This is a genomic window from Parviterribacter multiflagellatus (assembly GCF_056863265.1).
Genome location: NZ_JBXPIZ010000006.1, coordinates 1 through 18,335, shown reverse-complemented (window position 1 = coordinate 18,335; position 18,335 = coordinate 1). Strand labels below are relative to the sequence as shown.

The window sequence follows — 18,335 nt, the reverse complement described above, 5'->3', positions numbered from 1 at the left end:
CTGTGCATCGGCGCGTTCCGTCCGGAAGTTGAGGGTTATGGAGCTTTGACCACCGCTGACGGGCACAGCACCGCGCTGCGCACCCACCCGCGCTCCCCTGTGTCCGTGCGGACTTCCGCCCACGCGCTCCTGGCGCGCAGAAGTTGGACAGGTTGCTGGGTTCTGGCGGAGCCGGTCGTCCGCGCGCCCGTCCGCGGCGCCGCCAGCAGGTACGCGTGCGGCGCGCAGGCCTTCGTCCAGGGGCGGGCCGCGGCCGCGCGGGCGACACCGTCCGGCGCGAGCACCGAGCCGCGCGCGTCGAGCCGGCGGCACAGCGTCCCGACGACGACCGTCCCGCCCTGCGCGACCGGCGCCGGCGCCGCGAACACCAGCCGCGCCGTCGTGTCGGCCCCCACCGTCGTGCCGGGTGCGTAGCCGACGCTCAGCCGCACGCCGCGCGGCGGCACCATGCCCGCGACCCGCGTGCCGGCCGGGCAGGTGACCGTGACGGCGCGGGGCGGCCGGCCGCCGGGGGCGAGCGTGATCGCGCGCGTGACCATGGCCGTCCCGCGCGGGAGCGGGTCGCCCGCGGCAAGCGCGCCGCCGGGCACCGCGCGCGAGCGGACGTCGACCGGCGCCGGGTCGCCGGGGCCGAACACGAGCGGTGCGGCGACGAGCGCGGACGTGGCGAGCGCCGCCGTCGCGGTGCCCGCCGCGGCCTTCCCGGCGCCGCCGGCCTTGAGGCCGAGGACGCCGAGCACGATCCCGAGCCCGAGCGGCGGGACGAGCGCCGACGCGCCGCGGCGGACGGCGCGCAGCTGCTCGCGGAAGGCGCGGCAGTCGCGGCACCCGAGCAGGTGGCGGTAGGTCGCGGCGGCGGCCCGGCGGCGCGCGTCGTGGGCGGCGAGCAGGTCCGCCTGCACGAGGGTGCAGCTCGCGTCGCGCGCGTCGCGGCGCTTGACGACGTTGAGCCGCGCGCGGTGCACGAGCGCCTTGCTCGCACGCGGCGTGATGCCGAGCTCCGCGGCCAGCTCGGGGTGGCCGGCGCCGTCCAGCTCCCGCCGCAGGAGCGCGTGGCGCTGGTCGGCCGGCAGCGCGGCGATGTCGGCGAGCAGCGCGTGCACGGCGTCGCGCTCCTCCAGCACGAGGTCGGGCGCGGGCGCGACACCGGCCGCCGGATCGCCGTCGTCGAGCAGGGGGACCGCGGTGAGCTTCGCGCGGCTGAGCTCGTCCAGGCAGCAGTTGCGGACGAGCCGGAAGAGCCACGGGCCGAGCTGGATCGGGCGGTGGTCGCGGCGCAGCGCGCGATGGGCGCGCAGCAGCGCCTCCTGCACGACGTCCTCGGCGTGGTGGCGGTGGCCGCCGAGGATGCGCGCCGCGTACCGCTCCAGCCGCCGCGCGTACCGCGCGTGGAGGAGGGCGAACGCAGCCTCGTCGCCGGCGCGGATGCGGGCCACGAGGTCGGCGTCGGCGTCGCCGCGCCGGCCGGTAACGCGCGCGTCAGCAGCCACGGAGCGCCCGCTCCTGGATCCAGCCGACGATCGGCCCGCTCGACCGCACGCGCACCCACCTGCGGCTGCGGTCGCGGCGCAGGACGAGCACGCGGGTGCCGTCGTACAGCACGCCGATCGGCAGCCCGCGCGGGCTGTCGAGCACCGCGGCCGGGCGGCACACGCGCTCGACGGTCGCGGCCGCGGCCGGCGGCGCGCAGGCGGCGAGGAGCCCCGCCGCCAGCGCCGAGGTGACGAGCCGGCGGCGCACCTAGGCGCGGGTGCGCTGCTGCGCGGCGCGCTTGGCCTTGGCCCGGGCCCTGGCCTTCGCGGCCTTGCGGGCCTTCGCCTTGCGCGCCTTGGCCTGGCGCGCGGCCTTCGCCCGCGCCGCCGCCGCGTCGGCGCGCCGCTGCCGCTCCTCCTCGTCGACGAGCGTCGCGCCCGGGTGGTCGCCGAAGCGCAGCAGCCGCTCGTTGCCGGCGAGGTCGAGCACCTCGGTCGACACCCAGCGGGTCACCGAGCGGAACGGCTTGCCGGCCCGCGCGCCGTACCTGTCGGCGCCGCTGGTCACGGTCTCGTACGGGGCGTACGTCGCCGGGTCGACGATGTCGGTGGAGCGCAGGTCGTCGGCGTCGGGCCGCTGCGTGTCGACCAGCTCGAGCACGAGCGCCGGCTTGCCGCCGTACGTCGTCTCGCCGGTCACCCTGCGGCGGCCCTGCTCGACCGAGCGCCGCAGCTCGGCGCCCTGGTCGACGCGCGTCTGGACGGGCAGCTCGCGCAGGCGCGGGTCGAGCGGCGACTTCCAGATCTCGTTGTCGTCGCCCTTGAACGTCAGCCACCAGGTCGCGTCGACGGCGGTCTCGGCGACGACCGCGCCGGTCTTCACGTCGGTCACCAGCTGGCGGAACGCGCCGGCCGTCAGCCACGTCTCCTCACGCTGGTGGCGCGGGACGAGGCCCTTCACCGGTGTGCCGGTGACCTCGGTCGTCGTGACGGTGTGCTCGATCTTCCCGGCGGGCGGGGCGGCGGCGGCCGGGACGGCCGCGGTGGCGGCGATCGCGGCGGTGGCGAGGACGGTGAGGACTGGTCGGATCATCGGGGCTCCTGGGTGGAGAACGGGGCTTGCCCACGACAAGACCGGTTCTGGGACCCAAGGTCCTCGACTTTCCTCCGGAGCACATCGGGCGAGGCCCTATCGTTGCGGCCGACATGGCACGGCGCGAGACCCTCTCCTGGCTGATGGACATGGACGGCGTGCTCGTCCACGAGGAGCACGCGATCCCCGGAGCAGACGCCTTCCTCGGGCGGCTGCGGGAGATCGGCGCTCCCCACCTGGTGCTGACGAACAACTCGATCTACACGCGGCGCGACCTGTCGGCGCGGCTGCGCGCGAGCGGGCTCGACGTGCCGGAGGAGTCGATCTGGACGAGCGCGCTGGCGACCGCGAAGTTCCTCGAGGACCAGCGGCCCGGCGGCACCGCGTTCGTCATCGGCGAGGCGGGCCTGACGACGGCGCTGCACGAGTCGGGCTACACGATGACCGACCGCGACCCGGACTACGTCGTGCTGGGTGAGACGCGGACGTACTCGTTCGAGCGCATCACGAGCGCCATCCGGCTGATCTCCAGCGGCGCGCGCTTCATCGCCACGAACCCCGACCCGACCGGCCCGTCCCGCGAGGGGCCGCTGCCCGCGACCGGCAGCGTGGCGGCGCTCATCACCCGCGCGACCGGTGTCGAGCCCTACTACGTCGGCAAGCCCAACCCGCTGATGATGCGGTCGGCGCTCAACGCGATCGACGCGCATTCCGAGACGACCGCGATGATCGGCGACCGGATGGACACCGACATCGTCGCGGGCCTCGAGGCGGGGCTGGAGGCGATCCTCGTCCTCACCGGCGTGATGGACCGCGAGGGCGCAGAGCGCTTCCCCTTCCGCCCCTCGCGCATCGTCGACTCGGTCGCCGACCTGGTCGACGAGCTGGTGGTGCACCGCGACAGTTAGCACGCGAGTAGTTGCGGCGCGAACAGTTAGCGCGCTAAACTTCTCCGCGTGCCCCCCAGCACCCGCACCGTCACCCCCGATTCGGAGACCGCGTTCAGCGACGCGTGGGAGAGCTTCTTCCGCGCCGCGCGGAGCGCGCGCACCCGGTCGGGGGCCGGTGGGACCTGCCTGTCCCTCCCGCAGTTCCAGCTCATCGAGCCGCTGACCGAGCGCCCGCACAAGGTCAGCGAGCTCGCGTCCGCCGCGGGCATCAGCGCCCCCACGGCGACCCGCACGCTCGACGGCCTCGCGAAGGCCGGGCTCGTCGAGCGGCAGCCCAGCGCCGAGGACCGGCGCTGCGTGCTGGTCGCCCTGACGGACGACGGCCGCCACGCGCTCACCACCAAGGAGCGCGAGGTGCGCGCGATGCGCCAGCGCGTCGCGCAGTTGCTCACCGACGAGGAGCGCGCGCAGGCGACCCGCCTGCTGCAGCGCCTCGCCGACGCCATGGAGGACCTGTGAAGCGCCACCTCATCCCCCCGTTCCGCTCCGGCCCCTGGACCGCGACGACGCTCCCGGCCGACGCCACCCACGTCGACGGCGTCGCGGTCGCCGAGCGCCTGCTGACCCGCCCGGACGGGCAGGGCGCGGTCGTCCGGCTCGCCAACGGCCGCTACGCGGTGCTCGGCGGCAAGTCGTTCGCCGTCGGCCACCCGCTGCTCCTGCTGCAGATGTTCGTCGCGCGCCGCGCGGCCGCGGCCGTCACCGCCGCCGAGCGCGCGTGGTGGCGGCAGGTCGAGGGCGTGCTCTAGCCGAGGAGCGGCGAGCCCAGCTCGGCGCGAAGAGCCGCGATCTCCGTGACGGCCAGGCCGATGTACGTCTTCTCGGACGCCGCGATGTCCTCGTCGAGGTCGGCGAGGTACTCGGGGTCGTCCAGGAGGCCGGCCGGGCCGGCGATCGCGCGCTCGAAGCGCAGGTCGGCGAGGCGGAGCAGCGCCTCCGCGGCGGTCTCGGTGGGGTGGCTCTGCTCGCTCATCATGTTGACGATCCTCCCGAATCGGCGGAGTCCCTCGCATGGGGGATATCCCCCGACTTCTGGGGGAACCCACGGATCTCCAAGGCTCTTCTCGGCGTTCGCTGAGAGTTCCTTGAGGGCATCTTCAGGTTGAAAGGGGAAGGTTCGCGCCGTGATCGGTGAGCTTCGGACGACGACAGGCCAGGAGACCGGAAGCCTCCCACGCCTGAACGAGCGCGACCGCCGCAAGGCTGCGGCGTCCGGCTCCACGCCCGCTCCCGGGTGCTACCTGGCGATCGAGAGCGGCGACGAGGTGGTCCACCTGCCGCTGACCGGGGCGGTGACGCGGCTCGGCCGCAGCCTCAGTGCCGACGTGCACCTGGACGACCCGACGGTCTCCCGCCGTCACGCGCTGGTTGTCCAGCGCGAGGGGGTGTTCGTCCTGCTGGACGACCGCTCCATGAACGGCACGTGGCTCAACGGCGATCGCATCCGCGAGGCGCCGCTCCAGCACGGCGACCTCGTGGAGCTGGGGGCCATCAGGCTCCGGTTCCTCGACGCGCGCGACTCTTAGCCGACGTTCATCTAACGCCGGCGGCCTGCGGAACGTGGTGGAAGGTGATGCCACGCTCCGCCCTTCTCGCCGCCGGCGCCGTCGCCGCGCTCGCGGTGGTCGTCCCTGCCCCCGCGTCCGCCGCCTCCCGCTCCGCCCTGCCGCTCGTCGACGAGGCCCCCGCGGCGGGGGCGACGTTCGAGGACGCGGTCGTCGACCAGCCGTCCCGCGCGCTGAATGCCCGCGCGGCCGCGGCGAGCGACACCGCACGCGCGTACAAGACGAGCGACGGGCACACCGTCGGCGTCCAGCTCTCCGACGCGTACGTCGCCGACGACGCGGTCGCGCAGACGTACGTCGACTTCGTCGGCGGGCTCGCCCACGGCGGGGAGCTCGGCGAGCTGACGATGCGGATCGTCCCGTCGGCCGAGGTCGCGGCGAACTGCGGGGCGGCGAGCGACAGCGGCGTGCTCGCCTGCTACCTGCCGACGCAGGACCTGATGGTCGTCCCCGGCGACGAGCTGCCGGAGAACGCGCAGGGCGTGACGACCTCGTACGTCGTCGCGCACGAGTACGGGCACCACGTCGCCAACCACCGCTCCAACGCGCCGTTCTCGGCGCTCGACTTCGGGCCCAAGCAGTGGGCGTCGCAGACCAACGTCTGCACGTACACGCTCGACGGGCGGCTCGCGCCGGGCGACGAGGGCGAGGCGTACACGGCGAACCCGGGCGAGGCGTGGGCCGAGCAGTACGCGCAGCTCAAGTACCCGAGCGTCGCGTGGAGCTTCACCCGCCTGCTCATGCCGACCGCGCTGTCCGAGGTCGCGGCGCGCAAGGACGTCGCGACGCCGTGGACGACCCCGCGCAAGCGGACGTTCAGGGGGCAGCTGAACGGGGCGCGGACGAGCCGCTCGCACACCGTGACGCTGCGGCTCGACGGGGCCCTCGCGTTCCGGCTCAGCGGGCCCCGCGGGGCGGACTTCGACCTCGTGGTGCGGAGCAACGGCAAGCAGCAGGGCGCGACGTCGACGCGCGGCGCCCAGGACCGGCTGACCTACGGCGCTGCGTGCGTCGACGACGCGGAGAAGGTGACGGTGACCGTCAAGCGCCGGTCCGGGAGCGGGAGCTATCGCCTTGCTGTCACGTACGCGGGCTGACGACCGCCTCGCGCGGCAGGCGGCCGCCGGGGACGACCGGGCGTTCACCGTCCTCTACCACCGGCACCACCCGGCGCTGCTGCGGTACTGCCGCTCGATCACGGGGAACGAGCACGACGCGCTCGACGCCCTGCAGAGCGCGGCGTTGAAGGCGCTGCTCGCGCTGCGGCGGGGTGGGTGCAGCGGGCCGGTGCGGCCGTGGCTGTTCCGCATCGCGCACAACGAGGCGGTGTCGCTGCTGCGCCGGCGCGGGTCGGTGGCCGCGGTCGCGCTGCAGGACGACGACGTCGCCGTGCGCGACGTGGCGGACGCGGTCGCCGAGCGGGAGGCGCTCGGCGCGCTCGTGGCCGACCTGCAGGCGCTGACGACGCACCAGCGCTCGGCGCTCGTGCTGCGGGAGCTGTCGGGGCTGGAGTACGGCGAGATCGCGGTGGCGCTCGACACGACGCCGCTGGCGGCGCGGCAGGCCGTGTTCGCGGCGCGCAGCGCGCTGCACGAGCAGCGGGCGGCGCGGGACCTGACGTGCGTCGCGGTGCAGCGGACGCTGTCGGACGGCTCGTCGCGGCGCGGCGTGCGCATGCACCTGCGCGGGTGCGACGACTGCCGGACGTTCGCGCGCGAGATCCGGCGGCGCTCGGGGCGGCTCGCGCTGCTCCTGCCGGCGTCGCCGTTGACCGCCGCGGCGGTGCTGCAGACCGTGCTGGGCGCGGGTGCCGGCGCCGGGGCGGGCGCGGGCGGCGCGGCGGCCGTCGGCGGGACCTCGTTCGCCAAGGCCGCGGCGGCGGCGCTCGCGACGGTCGCGGCGGCCGGGTCGGTGGAGCAGGTGGTCGTCGACCGGCCGCGCGAGGAGCGGCGCTCGCCGGCCGAGCAGCGCGCGGCGGTGGATGCGGACGACGAGCCCGGCCGGGCAGGCCGCGCTGCGGCGGAGGCACCGGCGGCGACTGCGGCAGGCGCTACGGAGACGGCCGGTGCGGCGGCCTCGGTGGCAGCCGGCGCGGAGACGGTGCGGGCGACGACGCGGCGCGCGGCGGCGACGGACGCGCGCGAGGACGCCGACCCGGGCGGCGACGGCAGCGGGTCGTCACCGGACACGCCCGCGAGCAGCCGCGACCGCGACCGCGCGGACGAGGACGACGCCGCCGGCTGGCACGACGGCGACGACGAGGACGCCGACGCGTGGCGCGACGACGCGGACGGGGACGCGGTGCTCGCCGAGACCGACGACGGTTGGACGCCGCCGACCGGGCGCGGCGACCGCCATGTCTACGGCCACCCCGCGGACGGCGCGCGGACCCGCCGCCCGTGGTGCCCGCCGGGCGAGGAGCAGGCGGCGCCGGCGGAGCCCGCGGCGACGCCGGCTCCCACGCCGACGCCGACGCCGTCGCAGACCACGACGACGACCACGCCCGCGCCGACGGCTCCCACCACCGCCGAGCCGGAGCCGGCGCCGGAGCCCGAACCGGCGCCGACCACCCCGACGCCGACCGTCCCCGACGAGCCGACGGCCTGAACCGCGGCCGGGGACCGGGGCCGCGCTCCTCCGGCGCGGCCCCGGCCCGGCGGCGGCTACACCTCGAGCCGCTCGCGCAGCCGCCCGCGCGCCCGGTGCGCGCGCAGCCGCACCGCGCCCGGCGTCGTCGCCAGCCGGGCGGCGATGTCGCTGTAGGCGAGGTCCTCGACGTAGCGCAGGTACATCACGACCCGGTCGTCGGGGCTCAGCTCGCGCAGCGCGAGCCGCGTGGTCGGGTCAGGCGGCGGCGCCGGGACCGCCGCGGCGCCGACGTCCTCCGGGTCGATCGTCGGCGTCCGGTCGCGCCGCTCGCGCTGGCGGAGCGCCTCCCGGCGCGCGATGGTGACGAGCCAGGGGCGCCAGCCCCGCTCGCCGAACCCCTCGGAGGGGAGGAAGCGCCAGGCCCGCAGCAGGGCCTCCTGGGCGGCGTCCTCCGCATCCATGCCCCGGCCCAGCAGCCGGCGCGTCTCGATGAGGCAGATCTGGTGTGCCTCGTGCCATGACGGCGTCGTAGATCCATCTAGGAATGGTCACGTTTGGGGAAGTTTGGGCGCAAGCCGTGGTGCGTCGTGGCAGGCATGGAAAGCCGCAATTTGCGAAGCACGGTGCGGGCCCGGACGTTTCGTGCGAGGTGTCCGGGCCCGCGTGATGGGACTACGGCGTGTAGACCGGCGTGTAGACGGTGTGCATCCCTCTTCCCTCCTCTCCTGGACCCAAGGCAGTGTGTGAAGAGGAAGACCCGCCCGCGCCCGGTTGTGTTTCACGACCTCGCACGACTTGCGCGGAGATTGCCGACAAGCGAGCATGCGCGGAATGCCCGAGCTGACGAGCATCGCGGTCGAGTACGCAAGCGCGGTCGCCCACCCGATCCGCATCCGGCTCGTCGCCGCGCTTGGGGACGGTCCCCGCACGCTCATCGGCCTGGCGAGCGAGCTCGACGTCCCCGAGCCCGTCGCTCAGCATCACCTCGACGAGCTCTGCAAGCTCAACTACGTCGGGCAGCAGGAGCACCCGGACGGCACGGTCACCTACGAGCTGCTCATGGTTCCCGTGCTGTGGGACCAGGCGTGGGGGGAGCTGCCCGTCGCGAGCAAGCGCGCGGCGGCAGCCTTCACGGTCACGAACCTCGGCGCGCGCGCCACGGCCGCGGTCGACCGCGGCGGCTTCGACCGCGAGGACATCCACCTCACCCGGACGAACCTCATCGTCGACGAGGCGGGCTGGCGGCATCTGACCAAGCTCTTCGCCCGGCTGTTCCACGAGCTGGGCGAGCTCGCCGAGGAGCCGGCCCCGACCGGCGACACGTTCCAGGCGACCGGGGCGCTGATGCTCTTCACCAGCGAGCAGACCGAGATCGAGCCGCGTGTCGCCCGGGCGCAGCCCGCCGATGAGCCGCGCCGTCTCGCCGACGGGCTGCTCGACGAGCTGGACGGCGCGATCGTCACGGACGACCCGATCGACTGGGAGCGGGTCGAGCACCTCGCCGAGCGAATGCGGCTGCTCGCACGCGGTGCGAAGCAGGCCCCGAGCGCGCCGGTGATCCCGCTCCGCCCCGTCCAGGACGTCTAGGCCCGCCGCACGACGAACAGCGCCTTGGTGTGCGCGAGCTCGTCGACCTCCGGCGACATCCGCACGCCCGGCGACTGGCCGAGACAGCGGAAGAGGCGGAGCCCGGCCCCTTCGAGCATCGCGGTGAGCTCCTCGACCGGGTGGTGGCGCTCGGTGATCGTGCAGGCGTCGCGGCGGTAGAGGCCGCCGTCACCGCGTGAGCGCAGCACCTCGATGCGGATGCTCGTGACGCCGCCCGGCGCGAGGTCCGCCGGGCCCTGCCCGCGCCACAGCACGAGCTCGTCCCGGTCCTCGCTCTCCATCACCGCGACGCTGCTGAAGGCGGTGCGCAGCGTGTGCAGCGTGTTGACGTCGAACACCGCGACCCCGCCGTCCGCGAGGTTCGCCGCGATGCCCGCGAGCGTGGCGCGCACGCCGTCCGGCTCGAGGAGGTGGTTGAGCGAGTCGTCGAGGCACAGGATCAGGTCGAACTCCCCGACGACCGGCAGCGTGCGCATGTCGTGCCGGAAGAGCGTCACGCGGTCGCCCGCGCGGGCACGGGCCTCGGCGAGCATCGCGTCTGAGAGGTCGCACGCGGTCACGTCGTAGCGGTCCAGCAGCGGCAGAAAGCTCGAGCCGCTGCCGCAGGCGACGTCGAGCAGGCGGTTGCCGCTCATCCCGGCCTCGTGGGCGTGCGCCTCGATGACGGCGAGCCAGCGGTCGTAGGCGTAGGCGGCGGTGAGCGTGCCGTAGGCGGCAGCGAGCGGGGCGTAGGTGTCCATGCGGAGCGGACCCGCCGGCGACGTACCGCGTTTCAGCACCTCCTGTCAGGGCCGCGCGAAGTGGGTAGCCCTTGGCGCATGAGCACCACCCGCGCGGACGGACGCAGCGGCGTGGCGCGGGATTGCCGCGCCGTGCTGGACGACCACCTCGCCTGCCGCGAGCGCGGCGACCTGGACGGCGACCTGGCGCGCAACTACGCCGAGGACGTGGTCGTGCTCACCCCGACCGGCTGCCACCGGGGCCACGGCGGGGTCCGCGAGTCCGCGCGCCTGCTCTACGAGGCCGTGCACCACACGGACGGCTACGAGTACACCTCGATCGTGACCGACGAGCGCGTCGTGCTGCTGGAGTGGCGGTGCGCGGGCAAGGAGATGCAGATCGCGGACGGCGTGGACACGTTCCTCATCGAGGACGGACGCATCCAGGCGCAGACGATCCGCTACACGGTGACGTTCTCCGACCTCAGCCAGGCGCGGTCGCACGCGATCTGACGGAGCGTCACTCGCCGGTGCGAAACCAACGGTGGCCCCGGCACGGCCGGGTGCCGGATGTCGGCGGCGGGGATGCCGTCGTCATGAGCCGACCCATCACCAGCCGCATGCACGGCATGCTCGACTACCCCGTGGGCCTCGCCCTGATCGCCGCGCCCTGGATCTTCGGGTTCAGCGACATCACCGAGGCGACGGTGGTCCCGATCGTCATCGGCCTGCTCATCATCGGGCAGAGCCTCATCACCGACTACGAGCTGAGCCTCGCCAACGTCCTGCCGCTTCCTGCGCACCTCGGGATGGACGTCCTCGCCGGCGTCGTCCTGGCGGCCTCGCCGTTCGTGCTCGGGTTCAGCGACGAGGGCGCGAACGCGTGGCTTCCGCACGTGGTCGTCGGCCTCGGCCTGATCGGCTCGGGTCTGATGACCCAGCGCCACCGCGAGACGCCGCGGGGGACCGCGAACGCCGCCGGGCCGGCGCGCGAGATGCGCACCGGCGAGCGGGTCGCGCCCACGGCGCGCGATCGCACTCCCACCGACGTCCGCTGACGCGGCTCACGCCGTCGTCGCCGCGGCCGGGAGGCGGAGGCGGAAGAGCGCCCCGCCCCCCGGCGCGTCGGCGACCTCGACCGTCCCGCCGTGCGCCTCGGCCGCCTGCTTGACGATCGCCAGCCCGAGCCCGGAGCCCGGGCGCGAGCGGGCGGTCTCGCCGCGGTAGAACCGGTCGAACACGAGCGGCTTGTCGGCGTCGGCGACGCCCGGGCCGTGGTCGCGCACCTCCAGCACGCCGTCGCGCGTCAACGACACCTCGACGCGGCCGCCGGCGGGCGAATGGCCCGCCGCGTTCTCCAGCAGGTTGGAGACCGCGCGGCCCAGCCGGTCCGACGCGCCGCGCACCACCACCGGCCGCACGCCGACGTCGAAGCCGACGGCGGGCCAGTGGCGGCGGGCGCGGTCGACCGCCTCGCCCACGATCTCATCGAGCCGCACGTCGTCGGCCTCGGCGCCGAGCGGCTGGTCGCCGCGGGCCAGCTCGATCACGTCCGCGACGAGCGCGCCCAGCTCCTCGGTCTGCTCGCGCACGTCGGCGAGCAGCCGCGCCCGCTCGTCGGAGCCCTCGGGCACGCCGCCCTCGATCAGCACCTCGATGTTCGTGCGCAGCGACGTCACCGGCGTGCGGAGCTCGTGCGACGCGTCGGCCACGAGCTGACGCTGCGACGCGACCGACGCGGCGAGCTGGTCGCGCGAGGACTGCAGGCGGTCGAGCATCGCGTCGAACCGCTGCGCCATCCGCCCGACCTCGTCGTCGCCGGTCGCGGCGATGCGGCGGCCGAGATCCTCGGTCTCGCTGATGTGCTCGGCCGCGTCGGTCAGCGCGCTCACCGGCCGCAGGACGCTCCGCGCGACCAGCCGGCTCACCGCCAGCGCGAACGCGGTGCCTGCCAGGCACAGCGCGATCAGGACGAGCCGCAGCCGCGCGAGGGTCGAGTCGGCGCTCTCCAGCGACCGCGCGATCTGCACCGCGGCCGGGCCGTACGACGACCTGGACGCGCGCTCGAGCGGCACGGTCAGCACGCGCAGGTGCTCGCCGTCGACGTGGCGGTCGGTGAGCGCGCGCGTGGCGTCCCCACGCACCACCGCGAGATCCGCCTCGGTGACCGGGAGCGCCAGCTCGGCGTCGACCGGCCGGCTCGGCGTGCCGTCCGCGTCGAGGACCTGGAAGAGCCCCGCGCCTTCGCCCGGCCGCGGCGGCGGCAGCCGGAGCGCGCCCTCGCGCAGCGCCCGGTCGAACGTCTCCGCCGGCCGCGGCTGCCCGATCCGCTCCTGCGCGGCCTCGCCCTGCTCGAGCAACGTGTCGTCGATGGCCCCACGCAGCTGGCCCTTGATCGCGAACCAGCACAGCACGGACGCGAGCAGCACGGTCACCCCGACCGTGCCGGCGGTCAGCAGGACCAGGCGGCGGCGCAGGCTCACGGTCGCCTGAGGATGTACCCGACCCCGCGGACGGTGTGCAGCAGGCGCGCCTCGCCGTCGCCCTCGACCTTGCGCCGCAGGTAGCCGACGTAGACGCCGAGCGTGTTGGACGTCGCGCCGAAGTCGTAGCCCCAGACGCGCTCGAAGATCTGCGACCGCGTGAGCACCTGCTCGGGATGCTCCAGGAAGAGCCGCAGGAGCGAGAACTCGGTGCGCGTCAGCTCGATCCGCCGGCCCGCGCGCGTGACCTCGTGCGACGTCACGCGCATCCGCAGGTCGCCGTACGCCAGCTCCTCCGCCCCGCCGTCGGCCCGCCGCAGCAGCGCGCGCAGGCGGGCGAGCAGCTCCTTGAGCGCGAACGGCTTGACCAGGTAGTCGTCCGCGCCCGCGTCGAGCCCCGCCACGCGGTCGTCGATCGCGTCGCGCGCGGTCAGCATCAGCACCGGCGTGCGGTCGCCGCCCTGGCGGATGCGGCGGCACACCTCGAGGCCGTCCATGCCGGGCATCGCGACGTCGAGGACGACCGCGTCCGGGCGCTGGGCGGCGATCTCGTCCAGCGCGTCCTGGCCGTCTGCGGCCAGGGAGATCTCGTAGCCGTCCATGCGCAGCGCGCGATCCAGGGCGCTGCGCAGGGCGGGCTCGTCGTCGACGACCAGCACCCTCATGCCAGGCATGCTGGCGTGAGGGTGCTAAAGATCGCTGAAGAGTTCCTGGGAGGTGGCTGAGAAGGGAGCCGCCGAGCCCCGCGAGTCGCTCAGCCGACCTGGTGGTTGGCCACGAAGAGGCGCTGCGGGTCGACCTGCGCGCGGATGCGGGCGAGGCGCGCGTAGGTCTCGGCCGTGAACATCTGCCGCGTGTCGACGGCCTGCTCGGTGAAGTTCATGAACGAGCGCTGCGTGTCGTACGGCGCGAGCGCGTCGCGGATGCGGCCGAGGACGGCGGGGATCGCGGCCTCGAGCTCCGGCACGACCGGCATGCCGACGCCGTACGTGAGGAACTCGCCGGCGACCGCGTCGAGTGCGCCGTGGCCGTCGCCCGATCGGGCCGCGGCGCCGCCGGCGTGGCGCAGCTCGAACATGACGAGCGGCGACGGCGTCGCGCCGGCGACCGCCACGATCATGTCGATGGCGTCGTCGTCGAGCGTGTCGGCGAGGATCATGTGGTCGCTGAGCGCGGCCGGGACCGCGCCCTCCGGATCCATGTGCAGGCGGCTGAGGCCGATGCCGTCGGTCATCCCGAACTGGTCGATCTCCGGCCCGAGCGCGCGCAGCGGCGCGACGAGCGCGGCGCCATCGGCCTCGCTGCCCGTGTAGACCAGCTCGACGCGCGCGAACGAGCGGCCGCGGAGGAACTCCGGGACGTCCGGCAGCGGCGGCACGTGGAGGATGGAGCCGATCGACGTCGCCTCCTCGGGCAGCGTCCGCGTCAGCTCGCGCCACGTCCGCAGCACCTCGGACGCGCGCTCGACCGGGAAGAGCATGAAGCCGGCGTAGATGTCGGGCTCGGAGAACAGGTCGAGCTCGATCGCGGTGACGACCCCGAACGACCCGCCGCCGCCCCGCACGGCCCAGAACAGGTCGGTGTCGGTGTCCGCGTCGATGCGGCGCAGCACGCCGTCGGCGGTGACGATCTCGATCGCGTGGACGTTGTTCGCGCCGAACCCGTGCTTGCGGACCATCCAGCTCGACCCGCCGCCCAGCGTGTAGCCGACGACCCCGACGTCGGGGGAGGAGCCCGACAGCGCGACGAGACCGTGCTCGGCCGCGGCGGTCGTGACGTCGATCCACCACGCGCCGGCCTCGGCGCGCGCGACGCGGTTGGTCGCGTCGACCGTGACGTTCCGCATCCGGTTCGTCTTGACGAGGATCGCGTCGGAGAGGTCGCCCAGCGGGTGCGCATTGTGGCCGGTGCCCTGCGGGACGACCTTCAGGCCGGTGGCGCGGGCGAAGTCCACGAGCGCGACCACGTCCGCCGCCGTCTCGGGCTGCGCGACGAGCGCGGGGCGCAGGTCGGTGGCCAGGACGAAGCCAGCGCGCGCCTCGTCGTAGCCGGCGGAGGAGGGGGAGAAGACGTCGCCGGTGAGGCGGGCGGCGAGCGCCTCGACGTCGGCCGCGATCGTGTCAGGAGAGAGCATGGCTCGCATCCTGCGCCGCCGCGGAGCCCCGGGGCATCGGGGGTCCGCCCAGTTCCCTTGCACCAGGGGGGTGCCCGTCCCTTAGGGTCGGGATTGCATGGATCAGCACATCCGCTTCTGCGACGCCGACGGCGCGCGGGTCGCGATCGCCACCGCCGGCAGCGGCCCGCCGCTCGTGCTCCCCGCCTGGTGGGTCAGCCACGTCGAGGTCGACTGGCGCAGCCAGCACTTCCGCCGGTTCATCGAGGCGCTCGCCCGTACCCGCACCGTCGTCCGCTACGACCGGATCGGCACGGGCCTGTCGGAGCGGGAGCTGCCGCCCGAGCGCCGGTCGCTGGACGCGGAGGTCCGCACGCTCGGCGCGGTGCTCGACGCGCTCGACCTCGACCGCGTCGACCTGCTCGGCATGTCGTGCGGCGGGGCGATCGGGTCGGCGTTCGCGCACGCGCATCCCGAACGCGTCGCGAGCCTGTCGTTGTACGGCACGTACGCGCACGGCGACGGCCTCGCGCCGCCGGAGGTGCGCCGCTCGATGGTGCAGATCGTCCGCGCCCACTGGGGGCTGGGCTCGCGGATGCTGGCCGAGCTGTTCCTCCCCGAGAGCGGGCCGGACCGGCGGCGCGAGTTCGCCGACTTCCAGCGTGAGGCGGCGTCGCCCGAGACCGCCGCGCAGCTGCTCGCGCTGGTCTACGAGTTCAACGTGCGCGAGCAGCTCGCAGGCCTGGACGTGCCCGCGGTCGTGGTCCACCGGCGCGGCGACCGCACGGTGCCCTACGAGTGCGGCATCGAGGTCGCGCAGCGCCTGCGGGGCGCCCGGTTCGTGCCGCTCCAGGGGATCGACCACCTGCCGTGGGAGGGCGACCACGCGTCGCTCCTGCACGCGGTCGCGGCGTTCCTCGGCGGCGGCGACACGGCGGCCGGGGCGTCGGCCGAGCCGCGCGACGGGGACGACCCGCTCAGCCTGCGCGAGCGCGAGATCCTGCGCCTGGTCGCCCGCGGCCTGAGCGACAAGCAGATCGCGGAGGCGCTCGTGCTCAGCCCGCACACGGTCCACCGCCACGTCGCGAACATCCGCCTCAAGCTCGGCCAGCCGACGCGGACGGCGGCGGTCACCGAGGCCGCGCGGCTGCAGCTGCTCTAGAAGGGGCTCGGGGCGCCGCGCCGCACGCGGCGCAGGTCGACCGGGTCGCACACCGCGCGGACGCGCGCGAGGCGGTCGTCGCCCGGGCCGGTCAGGTCGAGCACGGGCTGCGCGAGCGTCCGGTAGGGCCGGATCGCGTCGTAGCCGTCCTGCACCGGGCCGTCCCACGTGCCGGCGATGAGCGCGGTCGGCCGGCCGCGCAGCTCCTCCGGCAGCTCGGACGCGTGGGGGATCGTCCACACGCCGTACTCCACCGTCAGCTCCGCCGGCGCCTGGACGGCGAGCGCGCGCCAGCCGCGCATGACCGCGTCGGCGTCCTCGATCGCGTACATGACGTTGAGCTTCAGCACGGCGCGCTCGGCCGGGCAGAGCCGGTACGCGCGCGCGGTCACCGCCCAGGACGTCACGCTGCCGCCCGCCCGCACGACCGCGAAGAAGTCGGCGTGCTCGCCGGCGGTGGCGCGCAGGACGCGGCCGTCGGCGGTGACGACCTCCGCCCCGACGAGGTTGTCGAGCAGGCCGCCGGGCGCGAACGACACGACGCCGCCGGGCACGGCCAGCCCATGGCGCTCCGTCGCGCGCGCGACGTCGCCCCAGCGGGCACCGGCCTGGACCCAGGCGATGCGCGCCTCGGCGTCGACGGTCACCCCGCGCATCGGGCTGAGGTCGAGCGCGGCGGGCCGGTGCTCGGTGCGCGCGCGGGCGAGGGCGGCGACCACGTCGGCGGTGTCGTGGCAGCGGGCCGGCGCGGCGGGCGGTGCGGGTTCGGTGGCCATGGTGCCGAGCTTCGCTGCTCGGCGCGCCCGCGACTTCCCCCGAACCGGCCAGCTTCAGCGGTGGCCCGTATCGGCCAGCGCGTGGGCCAGCTCGGTGCGGCGGCGGATGCCGAGCTTGCGGAAGATCGCGCTGAGGTGGTGCTCGATCGTCTTCGGGGCGAGGAAGAGCGCGGCGGCGACCTCGCGGTTCGTGCGGCCCTCGGCGACCATCAGCGCGACCTGCAGCTCGTGCGCGGTCAGCTCGGAGGAGCCGGGCCGCTCGCGCGGCGGGACCATGCCGCCGGTCGCGCGCAGCTCGGTCCGCGCCTTGGCCGCCCACGCGGGCGCGGGGAGCTGGTCGAACGCCTGGAGCGCCTCGCGCAGCGGCTGGCGCGCGTCGGTCTTGCGCCGCGCGCGGCGCAGGCGCTCGCCCTGGACGAACAGCGTGCGGGCGCGCTCGAACGGCATCGGCAGCGCCTCGTGCGCGGCCAGCGCGACGGCGGCGCGCGCGTCGAGCTCGGCGTCGGGCGCGGTGAGCAGCCTGAGCCGCGCGGCGGTCGCGTTGGCGAGGTTGCGGCCGGTGCGCGCGCCGGCCTCCTCCCACGCGTCGAGCCGGCGCGCGGCCTCGTCGGTGCGGCCGACGCGCACCAGCGCCTCGATCAGGTCGGCCTCCAGCGCGCGGCTGCCCGGCTCGGTGAACCCGGCGGCGTCGTGGATGCGCGCGGCGGCCTCCAGGTGCTCGACCGCCTCGTCCGGCCGGCCGTCGCCCAGCGCGACGAGGCCGAGCGCGCGGTGCGGGTCGACCGCCAGGCGCGGGGCGGCGCGCTCGCCGACCTCCAGCGCGGCCTGGGCGTCGGCACGGGCCGCGTCGGCGTCCCCGCGCATCGCGGCGCCGAGCGCGCGCACGCCGAGGCCGTCGGTGCGGAAGTGCTCGTCGCCGACGGCATCGGCCAGCGCGACCGACTCGTCCGCGGCGGCGGAGGACGAGTCCCAGCGCCCGAGCCGCAGATCGAGCTCCGCGCGGACGCCGAGCAGGTAGGGGAGCGAGCCGGCGGCGCCCAGCTCGCGCGCGTCCTCGGTGAGCAGCGCGAGCAGGCGGTCGGCGGTGATCCACCGCTCCAGCCAGATCAGCGTCCGCACCATCATCCCGTAGACCTCGATGGCGCCGGTGATCGGGACGCGGCGGCGCGCGACGTCGAGCAGCTTGCCCTCGACGTCGCGCAGCAGCGGGTCGGCGGTCGCGACGTCCCCGGCCGCGACCAGCGCGGACGCGTGCATGGCCATCGCGGTGCGCGCGGTCTGCGGGTCGCTGCCGTCGGCGAGCACCTCGCGCGCCTCGGCCGCACCCGCGCGCCAGCCGTCGAGGTCGCCGATGAGCATGCTGCTCCACGCGCTCTGGAGCAGGAAGCGCGCGGCGTCCGGCGGGGCGCTCGCGCGCAGCGTCTCGGCCGCGGCGCGCAGCTCGCGGCGGGCGGTGAGCGGGTCGCCCGCCGCCAGCCGGTGCGCGCCGAGCCGGCCGCGGACCTGCGCGGCGGTGTCGCCCCCGCAGGCGAGCGCGGCCGCCTCGTCGATGACGCGGCGGGCCTCGTCGACGATGCCCGCCCGTTCGAGGTCGTCGGCGGCGGCGAGCAGGCGGCGGGCGCGGACGTCGGGGTCGGGCGTGAGGTCGGCGGCGCGGCGCTCGGCGCGGGCGGCGGACGGGTGGCCGCCGCGCCGGCGGGCGCCGCCGGCAAGCGCGACAAACGAAGCCGCAACCCCCTCGTCGGGGACGCTCGCGGCGGCGGCGAAGTGCCCCAGCCGGCGCAGGTCATCGGCATCGAGCGCCT

Annotated in this window: 21 protein-coding genes; 10 read left to right on the top strand and 11 right to left on the bottom strand. The window is 75.5% G+C overall.

The features are described from left to right. Positions 1 to 35 precede the first annotated feature (35 nt). Genes AC1UE5_RS13700 through AC1UE5_RS13690 form a run of 3 tightly spaced genes read right to left on the bottom strand, consistent with a single transcriptional unit; the run spans position 36 to position 2,565 of the window. A complete protein-coding gene (locus tag AC1UE5_RS13700; protein ID WP_482924296.1) occupies positions 36 to 1,490 on the bottom strand; it encodes a sigma-70 family RNA polymerase sigma factor in 1,455 nt (484 codons plus the stop codon). Then, positions 1,480 to 1,740, bottom strand: a complete 261-nt coding sequence (locus AC1UE5_RS13695; RefSeq protein ID WP_482924294.1) for a GW dipeptide domain-containing protein — start codon at positions 1,738 to 1,740, stop codon at positions 1,480 to 1,482. The genes AC1UE5_RS13700 and AC1UE5_RS13695 overlap by 11 nt, the downstream gene beginning before the upstream one ends. Further along, a complete protein-coding gene (locus AC1UE5_RS13690) occupies positions 1,741 to 2,565 on the bottom strand; it encodes a hypothetical protein (RefSeq protein WP_482924291.1) in 825 nt (274 codons plus the stop codon). Positions 2,566 to 2,678: 113 nt separating this feature from the next. On the opposite strand from AC1UE5_RS13690, the gene AC1UE5_RS13685 reads away from it, so the two are divergent. The 3 genes from AC1UE5_RS13685 to AC1UE5_RS13675 are packed head-to-tail and all read left to right on the top strand — an operon-like array spanning position 2,679 to position 4,264. Beyond that, on the top strand, positions 2,679 to 3,473 hold the full coding sequence (locus AC1UE5_RS13685) for an HAD-IIA family hydrolase (RefSeq protein ID WP_482924289.1): 795 nt from the start codon (positions 2,679 to 2,681) through the stop codon (positions 3,471 to 3,473). A 48-nt stretch (positions 3,474 to 3,521) separates the two neighbouring features. Continuing rightward, positions 3,522 to 3,974, top strand: a complete 453-nt coding sequence (locus AC1UE5_RS13680; protein ID WP_482924287.1) for a MarR family winged helix-turn-helix transcriptional regulator — start codon at positions 3,522 to 3,524, stop codon at positions 3,972 to 3,974. Further along, positions 3,971 to 4,264 carry a hypothetical protein gene (locus AC1UE5_RS13675; protein WP_482924284.1) on the top strand — a complete coding sequence of 98 codons (294 nt, stop codon included), beginning with the start codon at positions 3,971 to 3,973 and terminating at the stop codon, positions 4,262 to 4,264. Before AC1UE5_RS13680 ends, AC1UE5_RS13675 begins: the two co-directional genes overlap by 4 nt. On the opposite strand, the gene AC1UE5_RS13670 is transcribed toward AC1UE5_RS13675, so the two are convergent. Beyond that, positions 4,261 to 4,488 (bottom strand): hypothetical protein, encoded by a 228-nt coding sequence (locus AC1UE5_RS13670; RefSeq protein ID WP_482924282.1) that lies wholly within the window; start codon positions 4,486 to 4,488, stop codon positions 4,261 to 4,263. The genes AC1UE5_RS13675 and AC1UE5_RS13670 overlap by 4 nt on opposite strands. 151 nt (positions 4,489 to 4,639) lie before the next feature. Here AC1UE5_RS13670 and AC1UE5_RS13665 point away from each other — a divergent pair, with 151 nt between their 5' ends. Genes AC1UE5_RS13665 through AC1UE5_RS13655 form a run of 3 tightly spaced genes read left to right on the top strand, consistent with a single transcriptional unit; the run spans position 4,640 to position 7,687 of the window. Then, a complete protein-coding gene (locus tag AC1UE5_RS13665; protein WP_482924279.1) occupies positions 4,640 to 5,041 on the top strand; it encodes an FHA domain-containing protein in 402 nt (133 codons plus the stop codon). Between the two features lie 47 nt (positions 5,042 to 5,088). Next, positions 5,089 to 6,177 carry a hypothetical protein gene (locus AC1UE5_RS13660; protein ID WP_482924277.1) on the top strand — a complete coding sequence of 363 codons (1,089 nt, stop codon included), beginning with the start codon at positions 5,089 to 5,091 and terminating at the stop codon, positions 6,175 to 6,177. After that, positions 6,155 to 7,687 carry an RNA polymerase sigma factor gene (locus AC1UE5_RS13655; protein ID WP_482924275.1) on the top strand — a complete coding sequence of 511 codons (1,533 nt, stop codon included), beginning with the start codon at positions 6,155 to 6,157 and terminating at the stop codon, positions 7,685 to 7,687. Before AC1UE5_RS13660 ends, AC1UE5_RS13655 begins: the two co-directional genes overlap by 23 nt. Positions 7,688 to 7,743: 56 nt before the next feature. Here the strand turns inward: AC1UE5_RS13655 and AC1UE5_RS13650 are convergent, their stop codons facing one another. Further along, complete coding sequence (locus tag AC1UE5_RS13650) at positions 7,744 to 8,142, bottom strand: RNA polymerase sigma factor (RefSeq protein WP_482925040.1); 399 nt, start codon at positions 8,140 to 8,142, stop codon at positions 7,744 to 7,746. 358 nt (positions 8,143 to 8,500) lie between these two features. Between AC1UE5_RS13650 and AC1UE5_RS13645 the strand changes: the two genes are divergently transcribed. Beyond that, positions 8,501 to 9,256 carry an ArsR/SmtB family transcription factor gene (locus AC1UE5_RS13645; protein ID WP_482924272.1) on the top strand — a complete coding sequence of 252 codons (756 nt, stop codon included), beginning with the start codon at positions 8,501 to 8,503 and terminating at the stop codon, positions 9,254 to 9,256. Here AC1UE5_RS13645 and AC1UE5_RS13640 read toward each other — a convergent pair. Continuing rightward, positions 9,253 to 10,017 carry a class I SAM-dependent DNA methyltransferase gene (locus AC1UE5_RS13640; RefSeq protein WP_482924270.1) on the bottom strand — a complete coding sequence of 255 codons (765 nt, stop codon included), beginning with the start codon at positions 10,015 to 10,017 and terminating at the stop codon, positions 9,253 to 9,255. The genes AC1UE5_RS13645 and AC1UE5_RS13640 overlap by 4 nt on opposite strands. A 78-nt stretch (positions 10,018 to 10,095) precedes the next feature. On the opposite strand from AC1UE5_RS13640, the gene AC1UE5_RS13635 reads away from it, so the two are divergent. Further along, the gene (locus AC1UE5_RS13635; protein ID WP_482924268.1) at positions 10,096 to 10,509 is read left to right on the top strand and encodes a nuclear transport factor 2 family protein; all 414 of its coding nucleotides are present in this window, start codon (positions 10,096 to 10,098) and stop codon (positions 10,507 to 10,509) included. An 83-nt stretch (positions 10,510 to 10,592) separates the two neighbouring features. Beyond that, positions 10,593 to 11,054 (top strand): SPW repeat protein, encoded by a 462-nt coding sequence (locus tag AC1UE5_RS13630; protein WP_482924266.1) that lies wholly within the window; start codon positions 10,593 to 10,595, stop codon positions 11,052 to 11,054. Between the two features lie 6 nt (positions 11,055 to 11,060). Here the strand turns inward: AC1UE5_RS13630 and AC1UE5_RS13625 are convergent, their stop codons facing one another. From AC1UE5_RS13625 to AC1UE5_RS13615, 3 genes are all read right to left on the bottom strand, one after another. Continuing rightward, the gene (locus AC1UE5_RS13625; RefSeq protein WP_482924263.1) at positions 11,061 to 12,479 is read right to left on the bottom strand and encodes a sensor histidine kinase; all 1,419 of its coding nucleotides are present in this window, start codon (positions 12,477 to 12,479) and stop codon (positions 11,061 to 11,063) included. Further along, entirely contained in the window at positions 12,476 to 13,144 is a 669-nt protein-coding gene (locus AC1UE5_RS13620; protein WP_482924261.1) for a response regulator transcription factor, read from the bottom strand. The genes AC1UE5_RS13625 and AC1UE5_RS13620 overlap by 4 nt, the downstream gene beginning before the upstream one ends. 89 nt (positions 13,145 to 13,233) lie before the next feature. Continuing rightward, complete coding sequence (locus tag AC1UE5_RS13615; protein ID WP_482924259.1) at positions 13,234 to 14,613, bottom strand: FAD-binding oxidoreductase; 1,380 nt, start codon at positions 14,611 to 14,613, stop codon at positions 13,234 to 13,236. Positions 14,614 to 14,710: 97 nt separating this feature from the next. Here AC1UE5_RS13615 and AC1UE5_RS13610 point away from each other — a divergent pair, with 97 nt between their 5' ends. Further along, positions 14,711 to 15,754, top strand: a complete 1,044-nt coding sequence (locus tag AC1UE5_RS13610) for an alpha/beta fold hydrolase (protein WP_482924257.1) — start codon at positions 14,711 to 14,713, stop codon at positions 15,752 to 15,754. Here AC1UE5_RS13610 and AC1UE5_RS13605 read toward each other — a convergent pair. Next, positions 15,751 to 16,530: an FAD-binding oxidoreductase gene (locus AC1UE5_RS13605; RefSeq protein WP_482924255.1), complete on the bottom strand. Its 780-nt coding sequence runs from the start codon at positions 16,528 to 16,530 to the stop codon at positions 15,751 to 15,753. The two genes, AC1UE5_RS13610 and AC1UE5_RS13605, sit on opposite strands and share 4 nt — an antisense overlap. A gap of 54 nt (positions 16,531 to 16,584) precedes the next feature. After that, positions 16,585 to 18,335: helix-turn-helix transcriptional regulator (locus tag AC1UE5_RS13600; protein WP_482924253.1), on the bottom strand; the 1,751-nt coding region annotated here is incomplete at its 5' end.